Genomic DNA, 22,073 nt, shown 5'->3' on the forward strand with positions numbered 1-22,073 from the left:
GGTTTACGGCATTTCACCCTGTTTTATCCGCGCACAGCTTACCTGCGCACGTAATCTGGCTTGTTTCAGAATTCCGGTCGGGACGAATAATTTCCGTTGGCCGATCTGACGCCCGTTGCTCAATATCTGGGGATCAGCGTTCTGAAATCCAATTGTTGCTTCAAAGCCTACTTGAGTTCCGCAGACAAGCAATAGCCATAAAGTATGAGGAAATGACGAATTATCTTTTTTCACCCTGATTCAAACGAAATTTTGCCGGTTTGTCGAGTGAAATTTTGCAATGCAGCGTAAACTGTTGCGATGCAATAAAAAGTTTTTGGCATGTAACGTTGGATCTTGGCAGGCGACTGATGGAGTGAATGTGAGGAAGGCTCATGTTTTCTGTTGGGGTAAATCTGGTGCCGGGTACGGGCAAATCAAAAAAAAAGCGCCGCTATTGGGGAAATAGCGGCGCCAGTAGGCGGAGTATGCGGAAAGCATTATGGGGAAGACAGGGCGTAGGGAAGGTCTGACCGACAGGCGGGACAGGGTTTGGGTGCGGGGTTGCCTGCCGGTCAGACGCCCGTGATGGACAAAAGCTGGGTGGCTTATGGTCCGGGCCTCAGAAACACAAATAACGTGTGTTGGGAATTCCTAGACAAGACCGCGAAGGGTCTGGGCCATACCAAGTCCGATCACAAACAGGAAAAATCCTGTGCTGCCGACAACAGCGACTGTGCTGCAAAGCTCGTTCAAGCGGGTCGGGTTCTCGATCAGTTTCAGCATGGTGTGTCCTCCTCAATCTGTCTGAGGAAACCATACTGTTCTGATTTTGTTCTCGCAAGAACAAAATTGGAACAAAATGAGGAGATGTATGTTAAGTATTTGATGTTAAATATAAATATGATGTTCTCAAATGTTCTCGTTTTTGGGTGAGAATGAGAACATTCACGTTAAAGGATGGGACTCGGGTTTAATGAAATCCGCAGAAAACAGTGCCTTTACACGAGTCTTGATAAAATGAACGCCGATGTTCTTTTACTCGGCCGCATCAATCGTTGCTGCCGGGATGGCTGTGCGTGACGGGATGCCATCAACTTCGCTTGGAAGCGGTCGGGCGGGAACGGCACCTGCGACTGCGGCCGGTGTCGGCGGATGATCGGGGAACTGGCCATGAACGCGGATGTTCTCGCGATAGGCATTGGCCGATTTGCCGCGATATTGCCGGAAGCGACGATTGAAGTTGGACAGGTTGGGAAAGCCGTTATTTTCCGCAATCTGATAAATTGGCAGATCGGTGCGTGACAACTGAACGCACGCCCGCGAGATGCGGTATTCGTTCAAATATTCCACCACGCTGCGCCCGGTATATCGTTTGAACAGCCGATAGAAGCTGCTTTCACTTACACCCGCGACATCGGCCAAAGCAGAAACGCGCAGCGGTTCAGCGTGATGGGCATGGATGAAGGCAAGGGCGCGGTCAACCCGGATCGATTCACTGTTATGACCAGCCTCGCCCCGGAAATTGGCGGATGCCAAGGGGCGGTCAATCCCGGCAAGAAGGGTTTCCAGCATCTCAATCATCAGGATGAAGCGTGCGCGTGGTTTGGCACTATCAAGCTTGGGACAGATACTCTCTACCTTGGCAACCGCGTCTTCGGTAAAGGAAAGACCGCGGCGTGCCCGATCAAACAATTCGTGGAAGTCGGCAAATTCGACAAAGTCATGGTTCAGGTTCTGCACCCATTCCTGAGACAGCCACATGACATAAACTTCAATCGGGCGGGACGGGTCGATACGTTTGCATTCCCATAAATGGGGCAGGTTGGGGCCGACCATGGCAAAGTCGATACCATCAAAATCCTGACGATGATCACCAATCAGACGCGATCCTTTGGCGTTGAGCGTCAGGGTCATTTCATATTCCGGGTGCTGGTGCCAATTACAACGGAAATCATCCCAGACATAATGGAAATAACCCCAGCTATACCCATCTGGATTGGTAATTCGTTCCTGGATGATTCGCATTTTAACCCGTCAATTGTAGGACTATTGGCGTTGAATTTGCAGAATAGTATCATCCTTTGAAGGATATGACACTTTGAAAAGGTCATATCAGGCGTATCCTTTTTCAATCGGATGGTTCCGCGCCGGGAAAGCAAAATCCGAATTGATTGTAGCCGGATAGTGCGACTGGGGTTCTGGCGCGGAACCCATCCTGCACAGAAATACGTCCAATAAGAACAAACAAGGCAGCCGCCGAAAGGCTGCATGGAAAACAAACATCAATATAGGGAGGTCCCCATGACCTTGATGAAAAAGTTGCTCGCGACTGCGGGCGTCTTTGGCGCAGCCATCACCATCGCCGGGTCGGCGGCACATGCAGCCAAAATTTCGATTTCGTGTGGCGCGGTTGGTCAGGAACTTGCGTTGTGTCAGGAAGGTGTCGATGCTTGGGCGGCCAAAACCGGTAACGAGGTTTCGGTGATTTCCACTCCGAACTCCACCACCGAACGTCTGGCCCTTTACCAGCAAATTCTGGCTGCCGGGTCAGCCGATATCGACGTCTTTCAGATCGATGTGATCTGGCCGGGTATTCTTGGTAATCACTTCATTGATCTGAACGATCATATGCCCGAAGAGGCCAAAGCACACTTTGAAGCCATTGTTGCCAACAACACCTTCGAAGATCGTCTGGTTGCGATGCCGTGGTACACCGATGCAGGTGTTCTTTATTACCGCAAGGATCTTCTGGAAAAGTACGGTGAGCCCGTCCCGGAAACCTGGGAACAACTGACCGCGACGGCCCAGAAAATTCAGGAAGGCGAACGCAAGGCTGGCAATGACAAGATGTGGGGCCACGTGTTCCAGGGCCGTGCGTATGAAGGTCTGACCTGCGACGCGCTGGAATGGGTTGTTTCCTATAACGGTGGATCGGTTGTTGAGCCAAATGGCGACATTTCGATCAATAACGATGCCGCCAAGGAAGCCATCCGCACTGCTGCGGGCTGGGTAGGTACGATTTCGCCGGAAGGCGTTCTCGGTTATGCCGAAGAAGAAGCACGTGGTGTGTTCCAGTCGGGGAACTCGGTCTTCATGCGCAACTGGCCTTATGCCTGGTCGCTGGCAAACTCTGCTGACAGCCCGGTCAAGGGCAAGGTAGGCGTCGCTGCCCTGCCAAAGGGTGGTGAAGATGGCCGTTCGGCAGCAGCCCTTGGCGGTTGGCAGCTCTCAGTCTCCAAATATTCCGAAAACCCTGAACTGGCCGCAGACCTTGTGAAGTTCCTGACCTCCTATGAGGAACAGAAACGCCGTGCCATCAAGGGGTCCTATAACCCGACGATTGCCGATCTTTATCAGGACGAAGAAGTTCTTTCGGCCAACCCGTTCTTTGGCGATCTTTATGACACCTTTGTCAATGCCGCGCCGCGTCCGTCAACTGTGACCGGTTCAAACTATAACAAGGTTTCAAGCGAGTTCTGGCAGGCTGTTCATGGCGCCCTTTCTGGCAACCAGACTGCTGATGAGGCCCTTACCGGGCTTGAACGTAGCCTTAAACGCATCAAGCGTTCCGGTTGGTAACGCCATCCGTGGAGCGGGGCGTCAAAACACGACGCTCCGCCGACGGACACAAGGCCGGTTTGCCGTGATGAACGCATCCGAAGTGGCGGCTGTTAACATCATAAAATTGCAAGCCGGGTGACTGACGGGCATTGCTCCGTCTGACTTCAATATCAAGAGCAGTAACATGGCGCAGGTTTCGTCCCTGACACGTTCAAGACGGCGTTCGGCCTGGTTATTCCTGACCCCGATGCTGGTCATTCTGGCCGCAGTGGCAGGCTGGCCCTTGCTTCGAACGTTTATCTTCGGCTTTACCGATGCAAATCTGTCTGATCTTGGCAGCTACGGCTTTATCGGGTTTGAGAATTTCTATGCCGTTTATGACGGCGAGACATTTGGGCTTCTGGCTGATCCGGAATGGTGGCAGGCGGTCTGGAACACGATTTATTTCTCGGTGATTTCGGTCTCGCTTGAGACGGTTCTGGGCATCATTGTTGCCCTTGTCCTCAATCAGGAATTCAAGGGGCGCGCGCTTGTCCGTGCTGCTGTTTTGATCCCGTGGGCAATTCCGACGATTGTGTCAGCCAAGATGTGGAACTGGATGCTTCATGATCAGTTCGGCATCATCAATGACCTGTTCATTGCCCTTGGCTTTATCGACGCACCGATTGCGTGGACGGCCAATCCGCAAATGGCGATGGCCGCCGTCATCATGGTCGATGTCTGGAAAACGACACCATTTATGGCGCTTTTGACGCTGGCCGCGCTTCAGATGTTGCCAAGTGACTGTTACGAAGCCGCCAAGGTCGATGGCATTCACCCGGTCAAGGTGTTTTTCAAGGTGACCTTGCCGTTGATCAAGCCGGCCCTGATGGTTGCCGTTATCTTCCGTGCGCTTGATGCTCTTAGGGTGTTTGACGTGATTTACGTGCTGACGCCAAACAATCCCAACACCATGACCATGTCGGTCTATGCCCGACAGATATTGGTCGATTTTCAGGAAGTCGGATATGGCTCTGCCGCATCCACCTTGCTGTTTCTGGTAATCGCGTTTTGCATCATGGCTTATATCATGATTGGCCGTGTGCGCCTTGATGAAGGGGGGCACTAAGATGGATATGACCTTTAATGACATCGTCAAAAAGGCTGGTTTCTACTTGCTGGTCGGTGTGATCGTCCTGTTTGCGGTGTTCCCGTTTTACTATGCGATCCTGACCGCGTTCGAAACCGGATCGGCCCTGTTTGAAGTCAATTATCTGCCCGAAAGCTTCAGCTTCGCGAACTATCTATCAGTCTTCGAAGGCCAGCCGTTCGGGCGGAATATCTTCAATTCGATCTTTGTCAGCGTACTGGTGGTTGCTCTTTCCCTTCTGATGGGGGTAACGGCATCCTATGCGCTGGCGCGCGTCAAGTTCGCCGGACGTGGGTTGCTGCTGATCACCATTTTGTCGGTGTCGATGTTCCCGCAAGTTGCTGTTCTGTCGGGCATGTTTGAGCTGATCCGCGCGGTCGGGCTTTATAACAGCATGTTCGGTTTGGCGATTTCCTACATGATGCTGACCTTGCCATTCACGGTCTGGATCCTGACCGCCTTCATGCGCGAACTGCCCCGCGAATTGGAAGAAGCGGCTGTCATGGATGGCGCCAGCCCGTGGACGGTGATCACCCGGGTGTTCCTGCCCGTCATGTGGCCGGCCATGGTAACCACCGGACTTCTGGCCTTCATCATGGCCTGGAACGAGTTCCTGTTTGCCCTGACCTTTACCCTGACCAATGAACAGCGCACCGTGCCGGTCGCCATCGCCCTGATTTCAGGTGCCAGTCAGTTTGAAATGCCTTGGGGCAATATCATGGCGGCATCGGTCATCGTGACGGTTCCACTGATTGTTCTGGTTCTGATTTTCCAACGTCGCATCGTTTCCGGCCTGACGGCTGGCGCTGTCAAAGGTTGATGCGATCTCGTCCCAAATTGACTTGAAGGTGATCAAAAATGGCTTTGGCCGGTGATCAAAACTGGTGGCGCGGTGGCGTCCTGTATCAAATCTATCCGCGCAGTTTCTTTGATTCCAACGGTGACGGGATCGGCGATCTGCCAGGGGTGACCCAAAAACTGGAATATGTCGCGTCCCTTGGCGTGGACGGGATCTGGCTTTCGCCGTTCTTTACCTCGCCGATGAAGGATTTCGGTTATGACGTGGCCGACTATCGTGATGTCGATCCGATGTTTGGCACGCTGGCCGATTTCGATCATCTGGTTGAACGCGCCCATGACTTGGGCCTGCGGGTCACGATTGATCAGGTGCTTTCACACAGCTCGGATCAGCATGATTGGTTCAAGGAAAGCCGTTCATCGCGTGATAACCCCAAAGCCGACTGGTATGTCTGGGCCGATCCAAAACCCGATGGCACGCCGCCCAATAACTGGCTGTCGATCTTTGGCGGGTCGGCGTGGAAGTTCGATACCACGCGCCAGCAATATTACATGCACAACTTCCTAGTCAGTCAGCCGGATCTGAATTTCCATAACCCGGATGTGCAGGCGCAGTTGCTTGATGATGTCGAATTCTGGCTGCGGCGCGGGGTGGACGGGTTCCGGCTTGATACCGCAAACTTCTATGTTCATGACGCGGAGCTGCGTGATAACCCGCCATGGGTTCCGGGCACACATCGCCCGGAAGGTGCGCCAAAGGAAAACCCCTATACGCGCCAGATGCATGTCTATGACAAGACACGCCCGGAAAATGTAGCCTTCCTGCAAAAGCTGCGCGCGGTAATGGATAAATATCCCGGCAGTACGACAGTGGGTGAAATCGGCTCGGACAATTCGCTTGCGACCATGGCGGAATACACCTCGGGCGGGGATAAGCTTCACATGGCTTACACCATCAACCTGCTTGAAAGCCCGCTTGAAACCGGGCTTGTGCGGGACATGCTCAAAAACGTGTTTGATGTGCTGGGGGATGGCTGGCCATGCTGGGCAGTGTCCAACCATGACTTCATGCGCGTTGCCAGCCGCTGGGGCAAGGACAAGGGCGGGGACAATGATGCACGCCTGCGCATGATAGCGGCACTTTACACCTCTCTGCGTGGAACCCCGTGCATCTATCAGGGCGAAGAACTTGGCCTTGAAGAAGCAGTTGTACCTTATGAACTGCTTCAGGACCCCTATGGCATTGAAATGTGGCCGGAATTCAAGGGCCGTGATGGTTGCCGCACGCCGATGCCATGGTTGAATGCCAATGCACCACATGGCGGATTTACCTTTGGCGATCAGCCGTGGCTGCCGGTTCCGCCAGAGCACAGTGCACTTTCAGTGGCAGATCAGACTGAAGATCCGAACTCGTTGCTGAATTTCTATCGCGATCTTCTGGCATGGCGCAAAAGCCATCCGGAAATCATCAATGGCGATATAGAGATGCTGGAAAACCTGGGCGGTGATGTCATTGCCTATGCCCGAATGTCTGGCGTTGTGCGCACGATTTGCGTGTTCAACACCACCCCTGATCCGGTGACAGTCACACTGCCCGGACAATCCGAACCGAACTGCCCGTTTGCCACCGGCACAGTTGCAGGTGACCGCCTGACGCTGCCGGGGTGGGGTTTTTATTTCGGGACCATATAACAAAAGAAGTCTGAGGGAAGTTTAAGATGTCTGATGTTGTTTTAAAGCAGGTCGAAAAGCGGTTCGGGCCGGTCCATGTTATTCATGGTGTGAACCTTGATATTCGCGATGGCGAGTTCTGCGTATTTGTCGGCCCGTCGGGGTGCGGAAAGTCAACGCTTTTGCGGTTGATCGCAGGGCTTGAGGATATCTCGGGCGGGGAACTGTCGATTGGCGGCAAGGTCGTTAATAATGTCGCGCCCAAGGATCGTGGTGTCGCGATGGTGTTTCAGTCCTACGCGCTGTATCCGCACATGTCGGTGTTTGACAACATGGCATTCGGTCTCGATCTGGCGAAAAAGTCCAAGGACGAGCAGCATGAACGCGTCATGGCGGTGGCCAAGATCTTGCAGCTTGAAGAACTTCTTGACCGCAAGCCCAAGGAACTTTCCGGTGGTCAGCGACAGCGTGTCGCAATTGGGCGTGCAATTGTGCGACAACCCGGCGTGTTCCTGTTTGATGAACCGTTATCGAACCTTGACGCGTCACTGCGTGTGCAAATGCGCATCGAGTTGACAAAACTTCATGAAAAATTGAAGTCCACGATGATTTATGTGACGCATGATCAGGTCGAAGCGATGACGATGGCCGATAAAATTGTCGTCTTGCGGGCCGGTCGGGTCGAGCAGGTTGGATCCCCGCTGGAACTTTATCATCACCCGCAAAATCAATTTGTTGCAGGCTTTATCGGATCGCCTAAAATGAACTTCGTTCCGGCGGTTGTTGGGGCCGTTTCGCAACAAACTGTTACGGTTAAACTGGATTCTGGTAAAGACGTCGATCTGCCCGTTGATGGCAGTGGTCTTGCCACAGGAGATCGTGTAACAGTGGGCGTCAGGCCGGAACATTGCAGCATTGCTGATCAGGACACAGCATTGTTCGCAGGAACGGTCGATGTGGTTGAACATTTGGGCGAGGCTGGCCTCGTCTATGTGCAGACCGGTGCCGAAGAGCTTTTTGTTGCCCGTGTTGCTGGCGATACGGCAATCGCATCAGGGAGCTCTGTCGGGGTAACTGCCCGGGTACAGGATTGCTATTTGTTCGACCAGAATGGGAAGGCGAAACGCCGGCTTGCGGTCGATAACGCTCCGCTTGCGGCGCAGCTGTCTGCCAGATAGGCAGTTCCGGAAAGGCCGGGATTGCCACCACGGCAAAATGCCGTGCCCCGATTGTCTGCCAGGATCGCAAGATCCGGGGTCCCACCTTGGCGACGGGAAGGAAACGTTGGAAGGCTAAGGGCATAATGAAACAAAGGCTTAAGCATCGTATCGCGGATATCGTGATTTTCGGTGGGACCGGAGATCTGGCGTTACGTAAACTTTTTCCCGCACTTTACGAAATGGAACGCACCGGGCGTTTCGATGATGAGACCCGAATCTTTGGCGCATCGCGCAGCGAACATAGCGACGAAGATTTCCGGGCCAAGCTGGAAGAAGCCGGGAAGAAATTCATTCCCAAGGGCGAATTCGAACCCGAGACCTGGGCGAAGTTCGCCAGCCGCATCGCCTATGTGCAGGTTTCTGCCGGTGATGAAAGCGGGTTCAAGGTCCTGTATGAAAAGCTGTCCGATCAGCCTGATCGTGACCGCGTCTTTTATTTTTCGACCAGTCCGTCGTTGTTTGCCGACATGGCCTTTAATCTGAAAAAGGCCGGTCTGGTGACGCCGAATTCCCGTGTCGTGCTTGAAAAGCCGCTAGGCCATGATCTTGACAGTTGCCGTGAAATCAACGGCCAGATCGGTGAAGTGTTCGAGGAAAACCAGATTTTCCGTATCGACCACTATCTTGGCAAGGAAACGGTGCAGAACCTGATGATCCTGCGCTTTGCCAACGCGATGTTCGAACCGCTGTGGAACAGTGCGCATATCGATCACGTTCAGATCACGGTCGGCGAGGAAGTCGGGGTCGAGGGCCGCTGGTCCTATTATGACGATGCCGGTGCGATGCGCGATATGGTGCAGAACCATATGTTGCAGCTTTTGTGCCTTGTTGCGATGGAGCCGCCCTATGTCCTTGATCAGGACGCGGTCCGCGATGAAAAGGTCAAGGTGCTGAAAGCCCTTCAACCGATCAACGATAGCAACATCGACAGCTCCACCGTGCGCGGCCAGTACCGCAAGGGCGCTGTGGGTGGCAAGGAAGTGCCGGGTTACCTCGAAGAGGAAGGCGCCAATACCGACAGCACTACCGAAACCTTTGTCGCCATCCGGGCAGAGCTTGATAACTGGCGCTGGTCGGGTGTTCCGTTCTATCTGCGCACGGGCAAACGTTTGCCCAAGCGTCATTCGGAAATCGTCATTCAGTTCCGTGACGTCCCGCACCAGATTTTCCCGTTGGCAAAATCCATGACCAACTATCAGGCCAACAAGTTGGTCCTGCGCCTGCAGCCGGATGACGGTATCCATCTTGTGCTCAATAACAAGAACCCGGGGCCGGGGCTTGTGCGTCTGCGTCCGACGGCATTGAACCTGTCCTTTGCCGAGGCCTTTGGTGGCCGCAGCCCGGATGCTTATGAGCGTCTTTTGCTGGATGCGATTGATGGCAACAACACCCTGTTTGTTCGCCGCGATGAACAGGATATTGCCTGGCAGTGGGTCGACGCCATTCAGGATGCGTGGCAGAACAATCATGTCACGCCCAAGGGATATACCGCCGGAACGTGGGGCCCGTCTGCTGCCATCGCCCTGATCGAACGCGATGGCCGGACCTGGAACGAAGAAGCCGGGTTCTAGCATTGTGCACCCCGGTACTTGTGTGCCGGGGCCTTGCGCAAACTCGCCATGACCCCAACTTCGGGAAGAAGACATGACAAACGAACGCACATTCAAAAGCGGCGATGAAATGCTTGCGGCAATGGTTAAGGAAACCGTTGATCGTCTGGAATTTGCCATCGCAACCGGCGGCCACGCCAGCATTGCGGTCGCCGGTGGACGCTTTCCAAAGCCGCTGTTTCAAACCCTTTCACAGGCGCGCCTTGACTGGTCAAAGGTGATTGTCACCCTTGGCGATGATCGCTGGGTCGGGCTTGATGATGATCAGTCCAATGAGAAGCTTGTGCGCGATAACCTGTTTATCAACGAAGCGCAGAACGCCCGCTTTGTGTCGCTGAAAACAGGCGATAACAGCCCGGAAGACGCGGTCGAAACCGTCAGCGCGCGTTTGCGCACTGAAATGCACTGGCCGCTTGATATCGTATTTTTGGGGATGGGGGATGATGGTCATACTGCATCGCTTTTCCCGTCCTCAACCCCCGAAGCCCTGGGTAATGGGCTTTATCCCAAGCATGGCGAACTGGTCGCCGCTGCCCGCCCGACCGTATCCCCGGTCCCGCGTATCAGCATGACTTTGCCCGCCATCCTGAATTCCCGGTACATTGCCATCCATATTACCGGACAATCCAAATGGTCGACCTATGAAACCGCGAAAAACGGCACGGAAATCGAAGAGATGCCGGTTCGCGCAATCTTGCAACAGAACGATGTCCCCGTCGATCTGTGGTGGAGCGCCGAGAACCCGAAAGGCTGAACCCCATGAAACGTGAAATAGAACAGATTACAAAACGCATTATCGAGCGTTCCAAACCAACCCGCGAAGCCTATCTTGCCAAGATCGAGGCGGCGGCATCTGATCGTCCGCACCGCTCCGCCCTGTCATGTGGCAACCTTGCCCATGCCTCGGCCGGGTGTGGGGCTGCGGAAAAGCAGCGCATTAACGGCGAAGATGGTGCAAACCTTGGTATCGTCACGTCCTATAACGATATGCTGTCGGCTCATCAGCCGTTGGGCGTTTACCCCGACCGTATCAAAAAGGCCGTGTTTGAGGCCGGCGGCACCGCACAGGTTGCCGGTGGTGTTCCGGCGATGTGTGATGGCGTGACGCAGGGCCGTCCGGGCATGGAATTGTCGCTTTTCTCACGCGATGTCATTGCCATGTCGACGGCTGTGTCGCTGTCGCATGATGTGTTTGATGCGGCCCTTTACCTTGGTGTTTGCGATAAAATCGTTCCGGGTCTTGTCATGGGCGCGCTTTCCTATGGCCATATCCCGGCGGTGTTTGTCCCGGCGGGGCCGATGCCATCAGGCTTGCCGAATAATGAAAAGGCCCGCATCCGTCAGCTTTATGCCCAGGGCAAGGTTGGCCGCAAGGAACTGCTGGAGGCAGAAACCGCGTCTTATCACAGCCCGGGCACCTGCACCTTCTATGGCACGGCGAACTCCAATCAGATGCTGATGGAAGTCATGGGCCTGCATCTTCCGGGGGCGGCGTTCGTTAACCCGAACACCGATCTGCGGGATGCACTGACCGAGGAAGCCGCACGTCGTGCGCTTGCCATCACCAAGCTTGGCAATGACTATCGCCCGATTGGCAAAATCCTTGATGAAAAGGCGTTTGTGAACGGGATTGTTGGCCTGCTCGCCACCGGTGGCTCTACCAACCATACCCTGCATCTGCCCGCCATGGCACGTGCAGCCGGGATCGAGCTTCGCTGGGATGATTTCGATGAACTGTCGCGCATTGTGCCGTTGCTTTGCCGCGTTTATCCGAACGGGCAGGCTGATGTGAACCACTTCCATGCGGCTGGCGGCATGGGCTTTGTGATTTCCGATCTGCTCAAGAACGGTATTTTGCACCCGGATCTTGAAACGATTCACACCGGTGGCATGGCGGCCTATGGCACTGAGCCGTATCTGGATAATGGCAAGCTTTCCTGGCGTGATGCGCCGGAAACAAGCCATGACGAAGAAATCCTGCGTCCGACCGAAAAGGCATTCAGTGCCGATGGTGGTTTGCGCATGCTTTCAGGCAACCTTGGCCGTTCGGTGATCAAGGTTTCGGCTGTTAAGCCGGAAAATCGCGTGATCGAAGCCCCGGCGGCGGTGTTTACATCGCAGGAAGAAATGATGGATGCCTTCAAGGAAGGCAAACTGCATCGTGACGTCGTCTGTGTTGTCCGCTTCCAGGGGCCGAAAGCCAACGGCATGCCGGAGCTGCACAAACTGACCCCGCCATTGGGTGTGCTGCAAGACCTTGGATACAAAGTTGCCCTTGTCACCGATGGCCGCATGTCAGGCGCATCGGGCAAGGTCCCGGCCGCCATTCACGTCACGCCGGAAGGCATGATGAACGGCCCGATCGCCAAGGTTCAGGATGGTGATATCATCCGTCTGGATGCTGAAACTGGTGAATTGTTGCTGAACGTCACCGATGCCGAACTGGCCAAGCGTGAATTTGCGACCTTTGATCATAAGGCCGAACATCAGGATGGCTTTGGCCGCGAAATGTTTGGTGTCTTCCGCGAACATGTTGGTCTGGCGGAACTTGGTGCCTCTGCGGCCTTCCCGGGGGAGGCTGAAGTCGCGTAATGCAGCTGGTTGGTGATATTGGCGGGACCAATGCCCGCTTTGCCTGGCTGGACGAGGCGGGCGATCCCCACACACCCATGACATTGCCGGTGCGTGACTATGCCACCATCGGTGATGCCATGCGGGACTTCATGGCGAAAACCGATTGCACGGATTTGCGTGAATTTGCCGTGGCGGTGGCATGCCCTGCCATGGCCGATATAGTCAAGTTCACCAATAATCCGTGGGTGTTCTCAAAAGAAGCACTCAAGGCCGAATTCAATCTCGATCGGCTTGTGGTGGTCAATGACTTTACCGGTCTTGCCATGTCTGTGCCCTATCTCGGTGACGAAGACCTGATCACGCTGTTTGATGGTCCGGGCCGTCCGGGTTTGCCTTTGGCTGTGGTCGGGGCAGGGACCGGTCTTGGCGTTTCGGGGCTGCTGCCGCACGAAGGCAAATGGTTGCCCATACAGGGTGAAGGCGGGCATGTGTCGCTGCCTGCAATTGATGATCTTGATTACGAGATCGTCAAATTCCTGGGCCGTGAACTTGATCGTGTATCTGCCGAACGTGTGCTTTCGGGCATGGGGCTTGAAAACCTCTATCGGGCGCTTGCCGCGATTGAGGGCCTTGATGTCGAACCCAAAACCGCGGCCGAGGTTGTTGATGGTGCCCTTAAGGACGGGGATGCCCTGTGCCTTAAGGTTCTGGAACGGTTTTGCATGTTCCTTGGCGGTGTTGCCGGGGATCTGGTTTTGACCCTTGGCGCCTTTGACGGGGTGTTTATCGGTGGCGGGATTGGTCCGCGCATTACCGAATTTATGAAGAAAAGCGCGCTCAAGGAGCGCATGATCGCCAAGGGGCGGTTCCGTGATTTAATGAATGATGTGCCGGTGCGCCTGATGACGGCGAAATACCCGGCCCTGATCGGTTGCGCCAAGATTTTAACGGCGTAATCGAAACCTGGAGGAAAGTTAATGAGCCTTTCATCGCGTGAAATTCTGTCCAAGGCACCGGTCGTTCCGGTTCTGGTGATCGAAGACGCCAACGATGCCGTGCCGCTGGCCAAGGCGCTTGTCGCTGGCGGTCTGCCGGTACTTGAAATCACCCTGCGCTCGTCCGCGGCCGAAGAAAGCATCAAGCGCATCATCGCCGAGGTGCCCGATGCGATTACCGGTGCCGGCACGGTGATCAATGCCAAACAGATGGAACGCATGGCCGAAATCGGATGTGCCTTCGCCGTGTCGCCCGGCCATACCGAAGGTTTGCTTAAGGCAGCCAAGGATACCGGGTGCCCGTTGCTTCCGGGTGCCGGGACGCCGTCGGAAATCATGAACCTGATTGATCACGGCTATGACACGCTGAAATTCTTCCCGGCTGAACAGCAGGGTGGTGTTTCGATGCTCAAAGCGATTTCCGGTCCGATCCCGCAGGTATCATTCTGTCCGACCGGTGGTGTGTCGCTGTCCAATCTGGCCGACTATCTGGCCCTGCCAAACATCATCACCGTCGGTGGTTCGTGGATTGCGCCCAAGGATGCGGTCAAGGCAGGTGACTGGGGCAAGATCACCAAACTTGCGCAGGAAGCCACCGATAAGGTCAAGGCGCTGCGCGGCTGAGATTTTTGGGCTCAGTAGCCAAAGCCGAAATGCGAAAAAGGGACCCGGTTGGGTCCCTTTTTCTATCAGGGTCGTCCATGCGGCGATATGGGTGCCGCGCCCGATCACGCCTTAGCGCGAAATGCGGTCAACATACCAGGTCGAACCGTTGAATTTGCGCTGCAGACCAAGGTCGGCAAGTTCAGCATGGCTCAGTGAATCCCAACCGTAGCTCGCGGCTTTGGGTGCACGTGCCTTACCGATCTTGTTGGCGATCTTGCTCAGAAGCGATCCGAACGGCATGCGTTTCGCGAACGGGTCGGTAGCAGCATTGAATTGCGGTGCAGCGGAAACCGTGTGTGCCATGATGGCCTCCTGTGATCTACGGTTGATTTGCCTTTCGATGGGCGGAAAATGTCATATGCGAAATAAAACGGGAACTACTTTGTTTTGCATAGCTACTGTGCAAAAATGCACGACGATTTTGACAGATTCCAAGGGACCAAATAACGCCTATGAATTGGAATGATTTACGCTACTTCCTTGTTCTTGCGGAAGAAAATAGCCTGTCCGGTGCAGCGCGACGTTTGCGTAAAGAACATACCACCGTTGCGAGACGGATCGAGGCGCTCGAGAGTGATCTTGGCACAAAACTTTTTGACCGATTGCCACGTGGCTGGCAGCTGACATCAGCGGGTCGAAACCTTGTTCCTGTGGCCGAACGAGTCGAAGAAGAAGCCCTGACATTCGAGCGACAGGCAAAGGGCGATGAAGCCGCCCACGGGGTTGTGCGCATTTCCGTGCCCCCGGTTGCCGGGCGCGTATTGTTCGCGCCGCGCCTTGCCCGATTGCTCAAGGCGCACAAGGGACTCGAATTCGAAATCATTGGCGCGGCCAATATCGTCAATCTGGCGCGACGCGAAGCCGATGTCGCCGTACGCATGATCACGCCGCGCGAACCCGGCCTGATTACCCGCAAACTGGTTGAACTGGGTGTGGGGCTGTATGGCGGGGTTGGTTACAAGGATCGCGTGCCGGAAATGGATTGGGAATTCTGTGGTTATGAGGACACCACATATGGCGCATCCAAACGGGAATGGGTGCGCACGGTCCTTGACCGCGAATTGCCCTGTCGGTTCCGCGCTGATGACACCGAAACCGTCCGTCAGTTCATTGCCGCCGGCCATGGCGTTGGTGTTTTGCCACGCTATTTTGGTGATCGCGATGATGAACTCGAACTGATCCACGCAGATGTCGAAGGCCGCAGTCGTGAAAGTGTGTGGATGGTGGTGCACCCGGATATGCGTCGTTCGCCCGGCGTGCGTCTTGTGATGGATGCCCTGATCAAGGCGGCTAACAATATCGCCGAGGAATATCAGGTCTAAGCGGCAAACCTGACATGCCGGAAGGCAACCCTACGCGTTGTTTTCTTTGAAATAAAATTGATCAGGTTGCTACTTGGCTGCGTAATGACTTATGGCTCGGGATCATGCGCGATCCCGTATTTGTTTCTTTCATACAGCCGCACTTGTGGCGGGCTGTATGCATGTGGCGGTGGGTATGACATCGACCCGGGATTTGGAAAACCTGCTGAGGCAGTCGATCGAAGGCAATACGGATGCCTTCGAACAGCTTTATAATGCAACATCAGCGAAACTTTTCGGCATCGTCCTGCGTATCTTGAGAAATCGCGCCGAGAGCGAGGACGCCCTTCAGGACATTTATGTGCGTATCTGGCAAAAGGCGGGGGATTTCGAGCCCGGTCGTGCCTCGATCATTACATGGATGGCAACCATTGCCCGTAACCGGGCGATTGATATTGTCCGGCGGCAACGCCCGGAAGCCGATATCGAGGATGCAGATATTGAAACGCTGATATCGTCGGACTCTGCATTTGACCAGATGGCGGTTGCAGACGAGATGCGTCAGCTTGACCATTGCCTGAACGATCTCGAAGACGACCGCCAGCGGATCGTAAAGCTGGCGTATCTTGAAGGCTGGTCACGTGCTGAACTGGCAGAACGCTTTGCCCAGCCGGTCGGAACGATCAAGACATGGCTGCATCGCAGCCTGAGACAATTAAAGGAATGCCTGGGAACATGACGGACCGGGATGATATTGACATGCTGGCGGCGGAATATGTGTTGGGGACCCTTGAGCCCGCGCAACGCCAATCCGTTGAGACACGTCGCAGCCAGGAACCCGAACTTGATCGCGCGATTTCTGACTGGGAAGCGCGCCTGTCGCCGTTGAACGCTCATTATGATGCGGTTGCCCCGTCGCGCGATCTGTTTGCCGGTATTCGTGCCCGGATCGAAGGTGCCGCACAGGCCACGCGCCAAGCCGCCAGCCAACACGTGCCGGGTGTGGTGGAATTCGCCAAACTCAAACGTCAACTGGCCGTTTGGCGTGCCGGTGCGCTGGGGGCTGCGGCGATTGCGGCCAGTCTGATTGTGGTTGTGCTTTCAGGTGATCTGAATTCCCCGGTCCAGAACGGGCAGTTTGTTGCCGTCTTCCACCGGGATGACACCCAACCGGCCTTTGTCATGAGTGTTGATCTTGAAACCCGCGAAGTTACCATTCGCCCGGTCGAGGCGACCGTACCCGAAGGCAAGACCTATCAGCTCTGGATTGTGACTGAGGAAACCGGGCCGAAACCAAAATCGCTTGGCCTGCTTGAAAACATCGCCAATCCGACAACCAAACAGCTTGGCGGATTTGATCCCGCCATGTTGCGCAATGCGACCTTTGGCATCAGCTTGGAGCCCGAAGGCGGTTCACCAACTGGTCAGCCAACCGGTCCTGCGATCCATGGGCGCCTTATTTCCGTCGCTCAGTAAAAAAATCAAAAAAAAATCACCTTTGCTGAAACCCGATTGATTTGGCTGCGTAGCTTCTGTGTGTGCGATGAAACGCATGACATGAGCGAGCGCAGAAAACAGCGCGTTCCAGATCAAAAGCAAAGGAGACTTCACATGACCTTCAAAGCCAAAGCAACGGCAAAAGCAACCGGCGTGATCACGGCAATGATGCTGAGTGCCGGTTTTGTATTCGGTGGTGCCGGTGCGGCAAACGCAATGGGTCCGATGGTCGAAGCCATGGATCAGGATGTTTCGGGGGGCGTGGTGACCGCATCGAAAATCATGGCTGGCGAAAACGGCTGGCTGGTTGTCCATCGCACTAACAGCGATATGAAGCCGGGACCAGTCGTTGGCTATGCACCGCTTAAAAAGGGTGAAAACATGGATGTATCCGCCATCCTGCAGGAACCGGTCAAGTCCGGCGAAATGTTGATGCTGATGGTGCATTCCGAAGCCGGTGGCATGAAAACGGGTGTCTTCGAATACACCCTGGGGGCCAAGGAAGATGGCCCGATCAAGCCGGACGGGAAACTGGTGATGAAAGTTGTATCTGCCCAGTAAGGCAGAGGCCGTTTTGCCCAAATAGACGCGATCGTTTTCAGCCCGCAAGTGTCCCCTTGCGGGCTGTTTTTATGTCCGGCGTTCTGTTGGCAAAAACAGCTAATACCGTTATCGACAAACTCAAGCCCGAGCAATTTCAGACTATGAACAAAAGGCCCCCGCATTGCAGGGGCCTTTGTCTGCCTTGAGGGAGGCATTGACCAACTTGGCAATAGTCGTATTCCCAAGTTAGCAGCATCAAAGCGTGTCGATTGCCAACGGTTCTGTTTGGAGCCGGGGCCGCTTTGATGTTCGGGGGGCGGTATTGAAGAAAATCAATACCAGTCGCGTGTTGCGTATCCGTCACGTGTGCGTTCAAGACCGATGTCACGCAGTTGATAATCGCTGAGCTTATCCAGTGCATTTCGACCCTGATAGTGCTTGTATGCGGTAATCAGTGTATCGAGGATCGTCGGGATGATCGCATGCAAACCCTCGGTGGTGTGGCGGCGCGAGGCAGGGGAACTGGGGCTTTGTGCGCGCATCTCCGACGATGACGTGTTCGAAAGGCAACCAACGACGGGATGACATTTGATATGGTTTAAGACAGCCATTTTGATGCTCCTTGATCGTGTGGGCTTTGTGATGTCGGTAAGGTTGCCATGCGCAAAAACACAAATGAATTCCGATAAAATGCGCTACAGTTGTGCAGATTTGCGCAATGGCGAAGCATCGTTTTCGGCGTTACGCAGGCTATCTAATTCTACAAGCCGTGCCGGGATGGAGCCAATGAACTGGAATGATTTGCGTTTCTTTGTTGCGGTGGCAAAGGAAGGAACCTTGTCCGGTGCAGCAAGGTGTCTTGGCAAGGATCACACAACGGTTTCGCGCAGGATCGAGGCCCTTGAAGCAGATATTGGCGCACATCTTTTTGATCGGCTGGCAACAGGCTGGAAACTGACCGAGGCTGGCGAAAATCTTATGCCTGCCGCGTTGCGGATCGAAGACGACGTTTTGGTGTTCGAACGTCAGGCGCACGGCGATGAAACCGCCCATGGTGTTGTCAAGATCGCGGTCCCGCCAAGTGCCGGACGATTGCTGTTTGCCCCGCGCTTGGCAGAACTGCTGCGCGATCAGAAAAATCTTGAATATGAAATCCTGGGATCAAGCGTCGTTGCCAATCTGGCACGGCGTGAAGCGGACGTTGCTGTGCGCATGGTACGTCCTGATCAAAGTGGCCTGATTGTCCGAAAGCTGGTCGAGTTACGTTATGCGGTTTACGCGGCAAAGGGCTATACAGAGTGTGTCCCCAAGGAAAAATGGGAATTTTGTGCTGATGGTCGCAACACATTTGGTGATTATCAGCAAGGCTGGGTTTGGGATACGCTGGATAAAGAATTGCCAGTACGCATAAAGGCCGACGATACCGCAACGGTGCAGGCCTTTGTTGCCGCGGGTCACGGACTGGGTTTGTTGCCGAGATATATGGCAGATGAAGATGACCGACTGGAAGTGGTGGCGGATGACAGCCTGGCCGAGCTTAGCAAGCCGGTCTGGTTGGTGGTTCACCCTGATATGCGGCGTTCGCCCGGTGTCCGCATGGTGATGGACGCCCTGATCAAGGCGTCAGACAGCATCCCGGCGGCCTACAAATCCTGATTACAACCAACCAAGCTGTCGGGCCGACGCCAGCAACAGCATCACACCAAACAGGGTAATGATTGCAGCCCCGGTAAAGCCCACCGTGCGGCGAATGATGCCGGAAGACGTTTCCGAAACGCTGAACAGATGCTGTGTGCCTGTGCGAATGCCGATGGCGGCCAGTCCGATCAGGCTGATGGTAATCGCAACGCCAAGCGCCATGGCAAAGGCAGCGCCAATCCCGATCAGAAACATGCCATTGGCCAGGGTAAACAGTAAAACAAGGATCGACCCGGTGCAGGGGCGCAATCCTGCGACAACACCGGTTGAGATCATCTGCCAGTTGGATTGAACAGCCGGGGCATCGTGATGGGTGTGATGGTGGCTGTGGTCATGGTCGTGACTATGATCATGTGCATGTGTGTGTGCATGATGATGCTCGCCCGGTCCGTGGTGATCGCAACAATCATCACGGCCTTGCAGGATGCGAAGCGCCATCAGTGCGCCCAACGCGGCAATCAGGGCGTATGAAACCGCTTCCATGATCAGGCCGTTCTTGGTAACTGCTGCCGGGCCCAGATTAAGGATCAGGGTCAGTCCCCCGACCATGACGATGGCCGAAACCGCCTGAACGGTGGCAATCAGGCTGCCCATCGCCACACCCTGTTTCCATCCGGCATCGCGCGACAGGAAATAGGTGGTGGTGATCATCTTGCCATGACCGGGGCCCGCTGCGTGAAAAACACCATAGCCAAACGACAGGGCAATAATGACAAGGCCTGGCCAGAAGCTGTCTCCGTCCTTGGCTTCGCGGAGCGTTGCGGTGATTTCACGATTGAGCTTTGTCTGAATAATCACCGTTTGACCAATAAGGTCTGAAAGCCAGTCGGGCAGGGCAATCAGGCTGTCTTCGGCGTTATCGGCATCCGGATTGGGCGCAGGATTGCTTTGGGGGCTATCAGCTGCCCCGCGACCCAGAAGGTTTGATGATTGTGCGGCTGCCGGATTACTCGACGAGAACGAAATCGCCAGGAGCAAGACCGCCAGAACTGCTACCATCTGCCACCTTGGCCGCGCAAACAACATCGGCACGGATTGGCGCGACCAGGTCAAAATAGATGCGGTTCTTTTCATCTTCGCTCATCTCGAAATGGCAGGACAGGTTTTTGGCCCCTGCAAACAGGACGGGATCGACCTGTGTGTAGGCAACATCGATATAGTATTCGGCGTCATAGACCGACAGGCTGACGGCATCCTTGATCGGATCAAGTGGTGTTTCGAGCATCAGCTTGAAGTCATAGCTGACCCGGCGGTCATCGGTGATATCGGCAACAAAATCAGTCGCACCGGCAAAGGATACCAGTTCTTCGTTCTTGCGCAGATGTGTCAGCCAGGAAAACTCGGAAAGGGCTGCAAAGGCATTGTCGTGTACGGCGGTGTTTTCTTCGTCAAAGAACCGGGTGTCGTGGTTTTTGTCGAACTCGTCGATCATGGTCATGCTAAACAGATCGTCAAACAGCCAGCGCACGCGAATGGCAGTAATCTTGTCGTTCTCAAAAACAAATTCGGCATTCGCGTCGATCCAGACATGCGGATGCGCAAATGCCGAAGGGGCGGTTGCCAGCATCGTCATGCCGGCAACCAAAATCATTGCGGTGCGCTTACGAAGCGTCGCCAAGGCAATCGACAAGTGCGTCGACATTTTGTGCGAGAATTTCCTGATAGGCATTCGGTCCCGCCGAGATGTCAGAGCCGAGCGGATCAAGCGTGCCGGTACGGATACCGGTATCTGAAACCACGGCTTCAACGATTGCCGGGCGGAATTGCGGTTCGGCAAATATGCAGACAGCGCCGGTATCGTGGATTTTGTCTTCGATTTCATGAAGGCGTTTGGCTCCGGGCTTTTGATCTGGCGAAACTGTAATCGATCCGACCGCGTTCAGGCCAAGGCCGGCTTCGAGATACTGATAGGCATCATGGAAGACCACATAGGGCTTGTCCTGGACCGGTGCAACTTTTGCCCGAAGATCATTACCAAGGTTGGTCAGGCTTGCAAGTAGTGTCTGCAGGTTTGCGCGATAGTCGTCGGCATGTTCGGGGTCAATCTCGGCCAGTTCATCGGCGATGGCAATCGCGATGGTCGCGCCATTGGCAGGATCCATCCAGATATGTGTGTCGACACCCTCATGTTCGTGGTGTTCGACGCCATCATGATGGTCATCATCATCATGTTTTTCATGTTCGGCCACATGGTCTTGATCATGATCATCATGTGCCGCCTGTTCGTGTTCGGCTTCGTGGTCATGATCATGTTCATCATCGTGGGCATGGTCGTGGTGATCGTCATGCTCCTCATGATCATCATGAGCGTCGCCCTCATGATCATGCATGTGACCTTCCCACGTGCCGCCTTCGCGCATATTGCGCAGTGACAGTTGCGACAGGGAAACCAGTTCAAGCTGATGGCTATGGCCAGAGAGGCTTTCAAGCGGCTTTTCAAGGAAGCCTTCCAGCGCATGCGAAACATAGATCACCAGATCGGCATCGTTCAGCGCACGCGCTTCACTCGGTCGCAGCGAATAGGTATGCGGCGAAGACGCGCCATCGATCAACAGAACCGGCTCCCCGATGTCTTTCATGATAGCACTCGTGATGCCGTGGATCGGCTTGATGGAGGTCACGACTTTCGGGGCATCGTCGCCATGGGCCGCCGCGGTCAGCGGGGCGGCAACAAGGATCGGGGCGGCAAAAAGAACGTGACGGAGGGCTCGGCGCAAGGAAGGCATGTGGTTGATCCGGTTTGCAATGGGTTTGATATTCGATATGTGTTGTTATGATATAACATAACAAATCGTCAAGCGGAAACGACCGGGGCCGAAAAAATGAAC

22 protein-coding genes are annotated in these 22,073 nt (G+C 54.7%); 15 read left to right on the forward strand and 7 right to left on the reverse strand.

What is annotated here, in order from left to right; genetic code table 11:
• Positions 1-633 precede the first annotated feature (633 nt).
• Both AC5Q5A_RS13620 and AC5Q5A_RS13625 read right to left on the reverse strand, forming a co-directional pair.
• Positions 634-765, reverse strand: a complete 132-nt coding sequence (locus AC5Q5A_RS13620; protein ID WP_255356223.1) for a hypothetical protein — start codon at positions 763-765, stop codon at positions 634-636.
• 252 nt (positions 766-1,017) lie between these two features.
• On the reverse strand, positions 1,018-1,896 hold the full coding sequence (locus tag AC5Q5A_RS13625) for a helix-turn-helix transcriptional regulator (protein WP_493895614.1): 879 nt from the start codon (positions 1,894-1,896) through the stop codon (positions 1,018-1,020).
• Between the two features lie 387 nt (positions 1,897-2,283).
• On the opposite strand from AC5Q5A_RS13625, the gene AC5Q5A_RS13630 reads away from it, so the two are divergent.
• The 10 genes from AC5Q5A_RS13630 to AC5Q5A_RS13675 all read left to right on the forward strand — a co-directional run bounded on the left by AC5Q5A_RS13630 (position 2,284) and on the right by AC5Q5A_RS13675 (position 14,164).
• The gene (locus AC5Q5A_RS13630) at positions 2,284-3,561 is read left to right on the forward strand and encodes an ABC transporter substrate-binding protein (protein ID WP_493895615.1); all 1,278 of its coding nucleotides are present in this window, start codon (positions 2,284-2,286) and stop codon (positions 3,559-3,561) included.
• A gap of 166 nt (positions 3,562-3,727) precedes the next feature.
• Positions 3,728-4,651: a carbohydrate ABC transporter permease gene (locus AC5Q5A_RS13635; protein WP_064790522.1), complete on the forward strand. Its 924-nt coding sequence runs from the start codon at positions 3,728-3,730 to the stop codon at positions 4,649-4,651.
• A 1-nt stretch (position 4,652) separates the two neighbouring features.
• Positions 4,653-5,492 carry a carbohydrate ABC transporter permease gene (locus AC5Q5A_RS13640; protein WP_083952911.1) on the forward strand — a complete coding sequence of 280 codons (840 nt, stop codon included), beginning with the start codon at positions 4,653-4,655 and terminating at the stop codon, positions 5,490-5,492.
• A 38-nt stretch (positions 5,493-5,530) separates the two neighbouring features.
• Positions 5,531-7,162, forward strand: a complete 1,632-nt coding sequence (locus tag AC5Q5A_RS13645; protein WP_493895616.1) for an alpha-glucosidase — start codon at positions 5,531-5,533, stop codon at positions 7,160-7,162.
• 26 nt (positions 7,163-7,188) lie between these two features.
• A complete protein-coding gene (locus tag AC5Q5A_RS13650) occupies positions 7,189-8,319 on the forward strand; it encodes an ABC transporter ATP-binding protein (RefSeq protein ID WP_064790524.1) in 1,131 nt (376 codons plus the stop codon).
• A gap of 125 nt (positions 8,320-8,444) precedes the next feature.
• Complete coding sequence (gene zwf, locus AC5Q5A_RS13655) at positions 8,445-9,932, forward strand: glucose-6-phosphate dehydrogenase (RefSeq protein ID WP_493895617.1); 1,488 nt, start codon at positions 8,445-8,447, stop codon at positions 9,930-9,932.
• A gap of 73 nt (positions 9,933-10,005) precedes the next feature.
• Positions 10,006-10,725, forward strand: coding sequence for a 6-phosphogluconolactonase (gene pgl, locus AC5Q5A_RS13660; RefSeq protein ID WP_493895618.1), 720 nt, complete (start codon positions 10,006-10,008; stop codon positions 10,723-10,725).
• A gap of 5 nt (positions 10,726-10,730) precedes the next feature.
• Positions 10,731-12,563, forward strand: a complete 1,833-nt coding sequence (gene edd, locus AC5Q5A_RS13665; protein ID WP_493895619.1) for a phosphogluconate dehydratase — start codon at positions 10,731-10,733, stop codon at positions 12,561-12,563.
• Positions 12,563-13,501: a glucokinase gene (gene glk / locus AC5Q5A_RS13670; protein ID WP_493895620.1), complete on the forward strand. Its 939-nt coding sequence runs from the start codon at positions 12,563-12,565 to the stop codon at positions 13,499-13,501. Before edd ends, glk begins: the two co-directional genes overlap by 1 nt.
• A 21-nt stretch (positions 13,502-13,522) precedes the next feature.
• Positions 13,523-14,164, forward strand: coding sequence for a bifunctional 4-hydroxy-2-oxoglutarate aldolase/2-dehydro-3-deoxy-phosphogluconate aldolase (locus AC5Q5A_RS13675; protein ID WP_120225233.1), 642 nt, complete (start codon positions 13,523-13,525; stop codon positions 14,162-14,164).
• 111 nt (positions 14,165-14,275) lie between these two features.
• On the opposite strand, the gene AC5Q5A_RS13680 is transcribed toward AC5Q5A_RS13675, so the two are convergent.
• A complete protein-coding gene (locus AC5Q5A_RS13680) occupies positions 14,276-14,509 on the reverse strand; it encodes a hypothetical protein (protein WP_063090204.1) in 234 nt (77 codons plus the stop codon).
• Between the two features lie 149 nt (positions 14,510-14,658).
• Between AC5Q5A_RS13680 and AC5Q5A_RS13685 the strand changes: the two genes are divergently transcribed.
• The 4 genes from AC5Q5A_RS13685 to AC5Q5A_RS13700 all read left to right on the forward strand — a co-directional run bounded on the left by AC5Q5A_RS13685 (position 14,659) and on the right by AC5Q5A_RS13700 (position 17,565).
• Complete coding sequence (locus tag AC5Q5A_RS13685; protein ID WP_008892128.1) at positions 14,659-15,528, forward strand: LysR family transcriptional regulator; 870 nt, start codon at positions 14,659-14,661, stop codon at positions 15,526-15,528.
• A gap of 175 nt (positions 15,529-15,703) precedes the next feature.
• Entirely contained in the window at positions 15,704-16,246 is a 543-nt protein-coding gene (locus AC5Q5A_RS13690) for a sigma-70 family RNA polymerase sigma factor (RefSeq protein WP_493895621.1), read from the forward strand.
• A complete protein-coding gene (locus tag AC5Q5A_RS13695; protein WP_493895622.1) occupies positions 16,243-16,983 on the forward strand; it encodes an anti-sigma factor in 741 nt (246 codons plus the stop codon). Before AC5Q5A_RS13690 ends, AC5Q5A_RS13695 begins: the two co-directional genes overlap by 4 nt.
• Before the next feature lie 135 nt (positions 16,984-17,118).
• On the forward strand, positions 17,119-17,565 hold the full coding sequence (locus AC5Q5A_RS13700) for a DUF7282 domain-containing protein (RefSeq protein ID WP_120225230.1): 447 nt from the start codon (positions 17,119-17,121) through the stop codon (positions 17,563-17,565).
• 314 nt (positions 17,566-17,879) lie between these two features.
• Here AC5Q5A_RS13700 and AC5Q5A_RS13705 read toward each other — a convergent pair whose 3' ends face one another.
• On the reverse strand, positions 17,880-18,158 hold the full coding sequence (locus AC5Q5A_RS13705; RefSeq protein WP_493895623.1) for a DUF1127 domain-containing protein: 279 nt from the start codon (positions 18,156-18,158) through the stop codon (positions 17,880-17,882).
• Positions 18,159-18,333: 175 nt separating this feature from the next.
• Here AC5Q5A_RS13705 and AC5Q5A_RS13710 point away from each other — a divergent pair, with 175 nt between their 5' ends.
• On the forward strand, positions 18,334-19,203 hold the full coding sequence (locus tag AC5Q5A_RS13710; protein ID WP_493895624.1) for a LysR family transcriptional regulator: 870 nt from the start codon (positions 18,334-18,336) through the stop codon (positions 19,201-19,203).
• Here AC5Q5A_RS13710 and AC5Q5A_RS13715 read toward each other — a convergent pair whose 3' ends face one another.
• From AC5Q5A_RS13715 to AC5Q5A_RS13725, 3 genes are read right to left on the reverse strand one after another with little or no spacing between them, the layout of a single operon-like run.
• Positions 19,204-20,244 (reverse strand): nickel/cobalt transporter, encoded by a 1,041-nt coding sequence (locus AC5Q5A_RS13715; RefSeq protein ID WP_493895625.1) that lies wholly within the window; start codon positions 20,242-20,244, stop codon positions 19,204-19,206.
• On the reverse strand, positions 20,192-20,887 hold the full coding sequence (locus AC5Q5A_RS13720; protein WP_493895626.1) for a DUF1007 family protein: 696 nt from the start codon (positions 20,885-20,887) through the stop codon (positions 20,192-20,194). The genes AC5Q5A_RS13715 and AC5Q5A_RS13720 overlap by 53 nt, the downstream gene beginning before the upstream one ends.
• The gene (locus tag AC5Q5A_RS13725; RefSeq protein WP_493895627.1) at positions 20,847-21,971 is read right to left on the reverse strand and encodes a zinc ABC transporter substrate-binding protein; all 1,125 of its coding nucleotides are present in this window, start codon (positions 21,969-21,971) and stop codon (positions 20,847-20,849) included. The genes AC5Q5A_RS13720 and AC5Q5A_RS13725 overlap by 41 nt, the downstream gene beginning before the upstream one ends.
• Positions 21,972-22,073 lie beyond the last annotated feature (102 nt).

The organism is Thalassospira sp. CA1, assembly GCF_059052855.1.

Coding starts and splice junctions, on each gene's coding strand:
- AC5Q5A_RS13705 (WP_493895623.1), bottom strand. CDS start 18,158: ATGGCTGTCTTAAACCATATCAAATGTCATCCCGTCGTTGGTTGCCTT.
- AC5Q5A_RS13630 (WP_493895615.1), top strand. CDS start 2,284: ATGACCTTGATGAAAAAGTTGCTCGCGACTGCGGGCGTCTTTGGCGCA.
- AC5Q5A_RS13725 (WP_493895627.1), bottom strand. CDS start 21,971: ATGCCTTCCTTGCGCCGAGCCCTCCGTCACGTTCTTTTTGCCGCCCCG.
- AC5Q5A_RS13700 (WP_120225230.1), top strand. CDS start 17,119: ATGACCTTCAAAGCCAAAGCAACGGCAAAAGCAACCGGCGTGATCACG.
- pgl (WP_493895618.1), top strand. CDS start 10,006: ATGACAAACGAACGCACATTCAAAAGCGGCGATGAAATGCTTGCGGCA.
- AC5Q5A_RS13625 (WP_493895614.1), bottom strand. CDS start 1,896: ATGACCCTGACGCTCAACGCCAAAGGATCGCGTCTGATTGGTGATCAT.
- AC5Q5A_RS13650 (WP_064790524.1), top strand. CDS start 7,189: ATGTCTGATGTTGTTTTAAAGCAGGTCGAAAAGCGGTTCGGGCCGGTC.
- zwf (WP_493895617.1), top strand. CDS start 8,445: ATGAAACAAAGGCTTAAGCATCGTATCGCGGATATCGTGATTTTCGGT.
- AC5Q5A_RS13695 (WP_493895622.1), top strand. CDS start 16,243: ATGACGGACCGGGATGATATTGACATGCTGGCGGCGGAATATGTGTTG.
- AC5Q5A_RS13680 (WP_063090204.1), bottom strand. CDS start 14,509: ATGGCACACACGGTTTCCGCTGCACCGCAATTCAATGCTGCTACCGAC.
- AC5Q5A_RS13690 (WP_493895621.1), top strand. CDS start 15,704: ATGACATCGACCCGGGATTTGGAAAACCTGCTGAGGCAGTCGATCGAA.
- glk (WP_493895620.1), top strand. CDS start 12,563: ATGCAGCTGGTTGGTGATATTGGCGGGACCAATGCCCGCTTTGCCTGG.
- AC5Q5A_RS13685 (WP_008892128.1), top strand. CDS start 14,659: ATGAATTGGAATGATTTACGCTACTTCCTTGTTCTTGCGGAAGAAAAT.
- AC5Q5A_RS13645 (WP_493895616.1), top strand. CDS start 5,531: ATGGCTTTGGCCGGTGATCAAAACTGGTGGCGCGGTGGCGTCCTGTAT.
- AC5Q5A_RS13675 (WP_120225233.1), top strand. CDS start 13,523: ATGAGCCTTTCATCGCGTGAAATTCTGTCCAAGGCACCGGTCGTTCCG.
- AC5Q5A_RS13640 (WP_083952911.1), top strand. CDS start 4,653: ATGGATATGACCTTTAATGACATCGTCAAAAAGGCTGGTTTCTACTTG.
- edd (WP_493895619.1), top strand. CDS start 10,731: ATGAAACGTGAAATAGAACAGATTACAAAACGCATTATCGAGCGTTCC.
- AC5Q5A_RS13720 (WP_493895626.1), bottom strand. CDS start 20,887: ATGTCGACGCACTTGTCGATTGCCTTGGCGACGCTTCGTAAGCGCACC.
- AC5Q5A_RS13620 (WP_255356223.1), bottom strand. CDS start 765: ATGCTGAAACTGATCGAGAACCCGACCCGCTTGAACGAGCTTTGCAGC.
- AC5Q5A_RS13635 (WP_064790522.1), top strand. CDS start 3,728: ATGGCGCAGGTTTCGTCCCTGACACGTTCAAGACGGCGTTCGGCCTGG.
- AC5Q5A_RS13710 (WP_493895624.1), top strand. CDS start 18,334: ATGAACTGGAATGATTTGCGTTTCTTTGTTGCGGTGGCAAAGGAAGGA.
- AC5Q5A_RS13715 (WP_493895625.1), bottom strand. CDS start 20,244: ATGGTAGCAGTTCTGGCGGTCTTGCTCCTGGCGATTTCGTTCTCGTCG.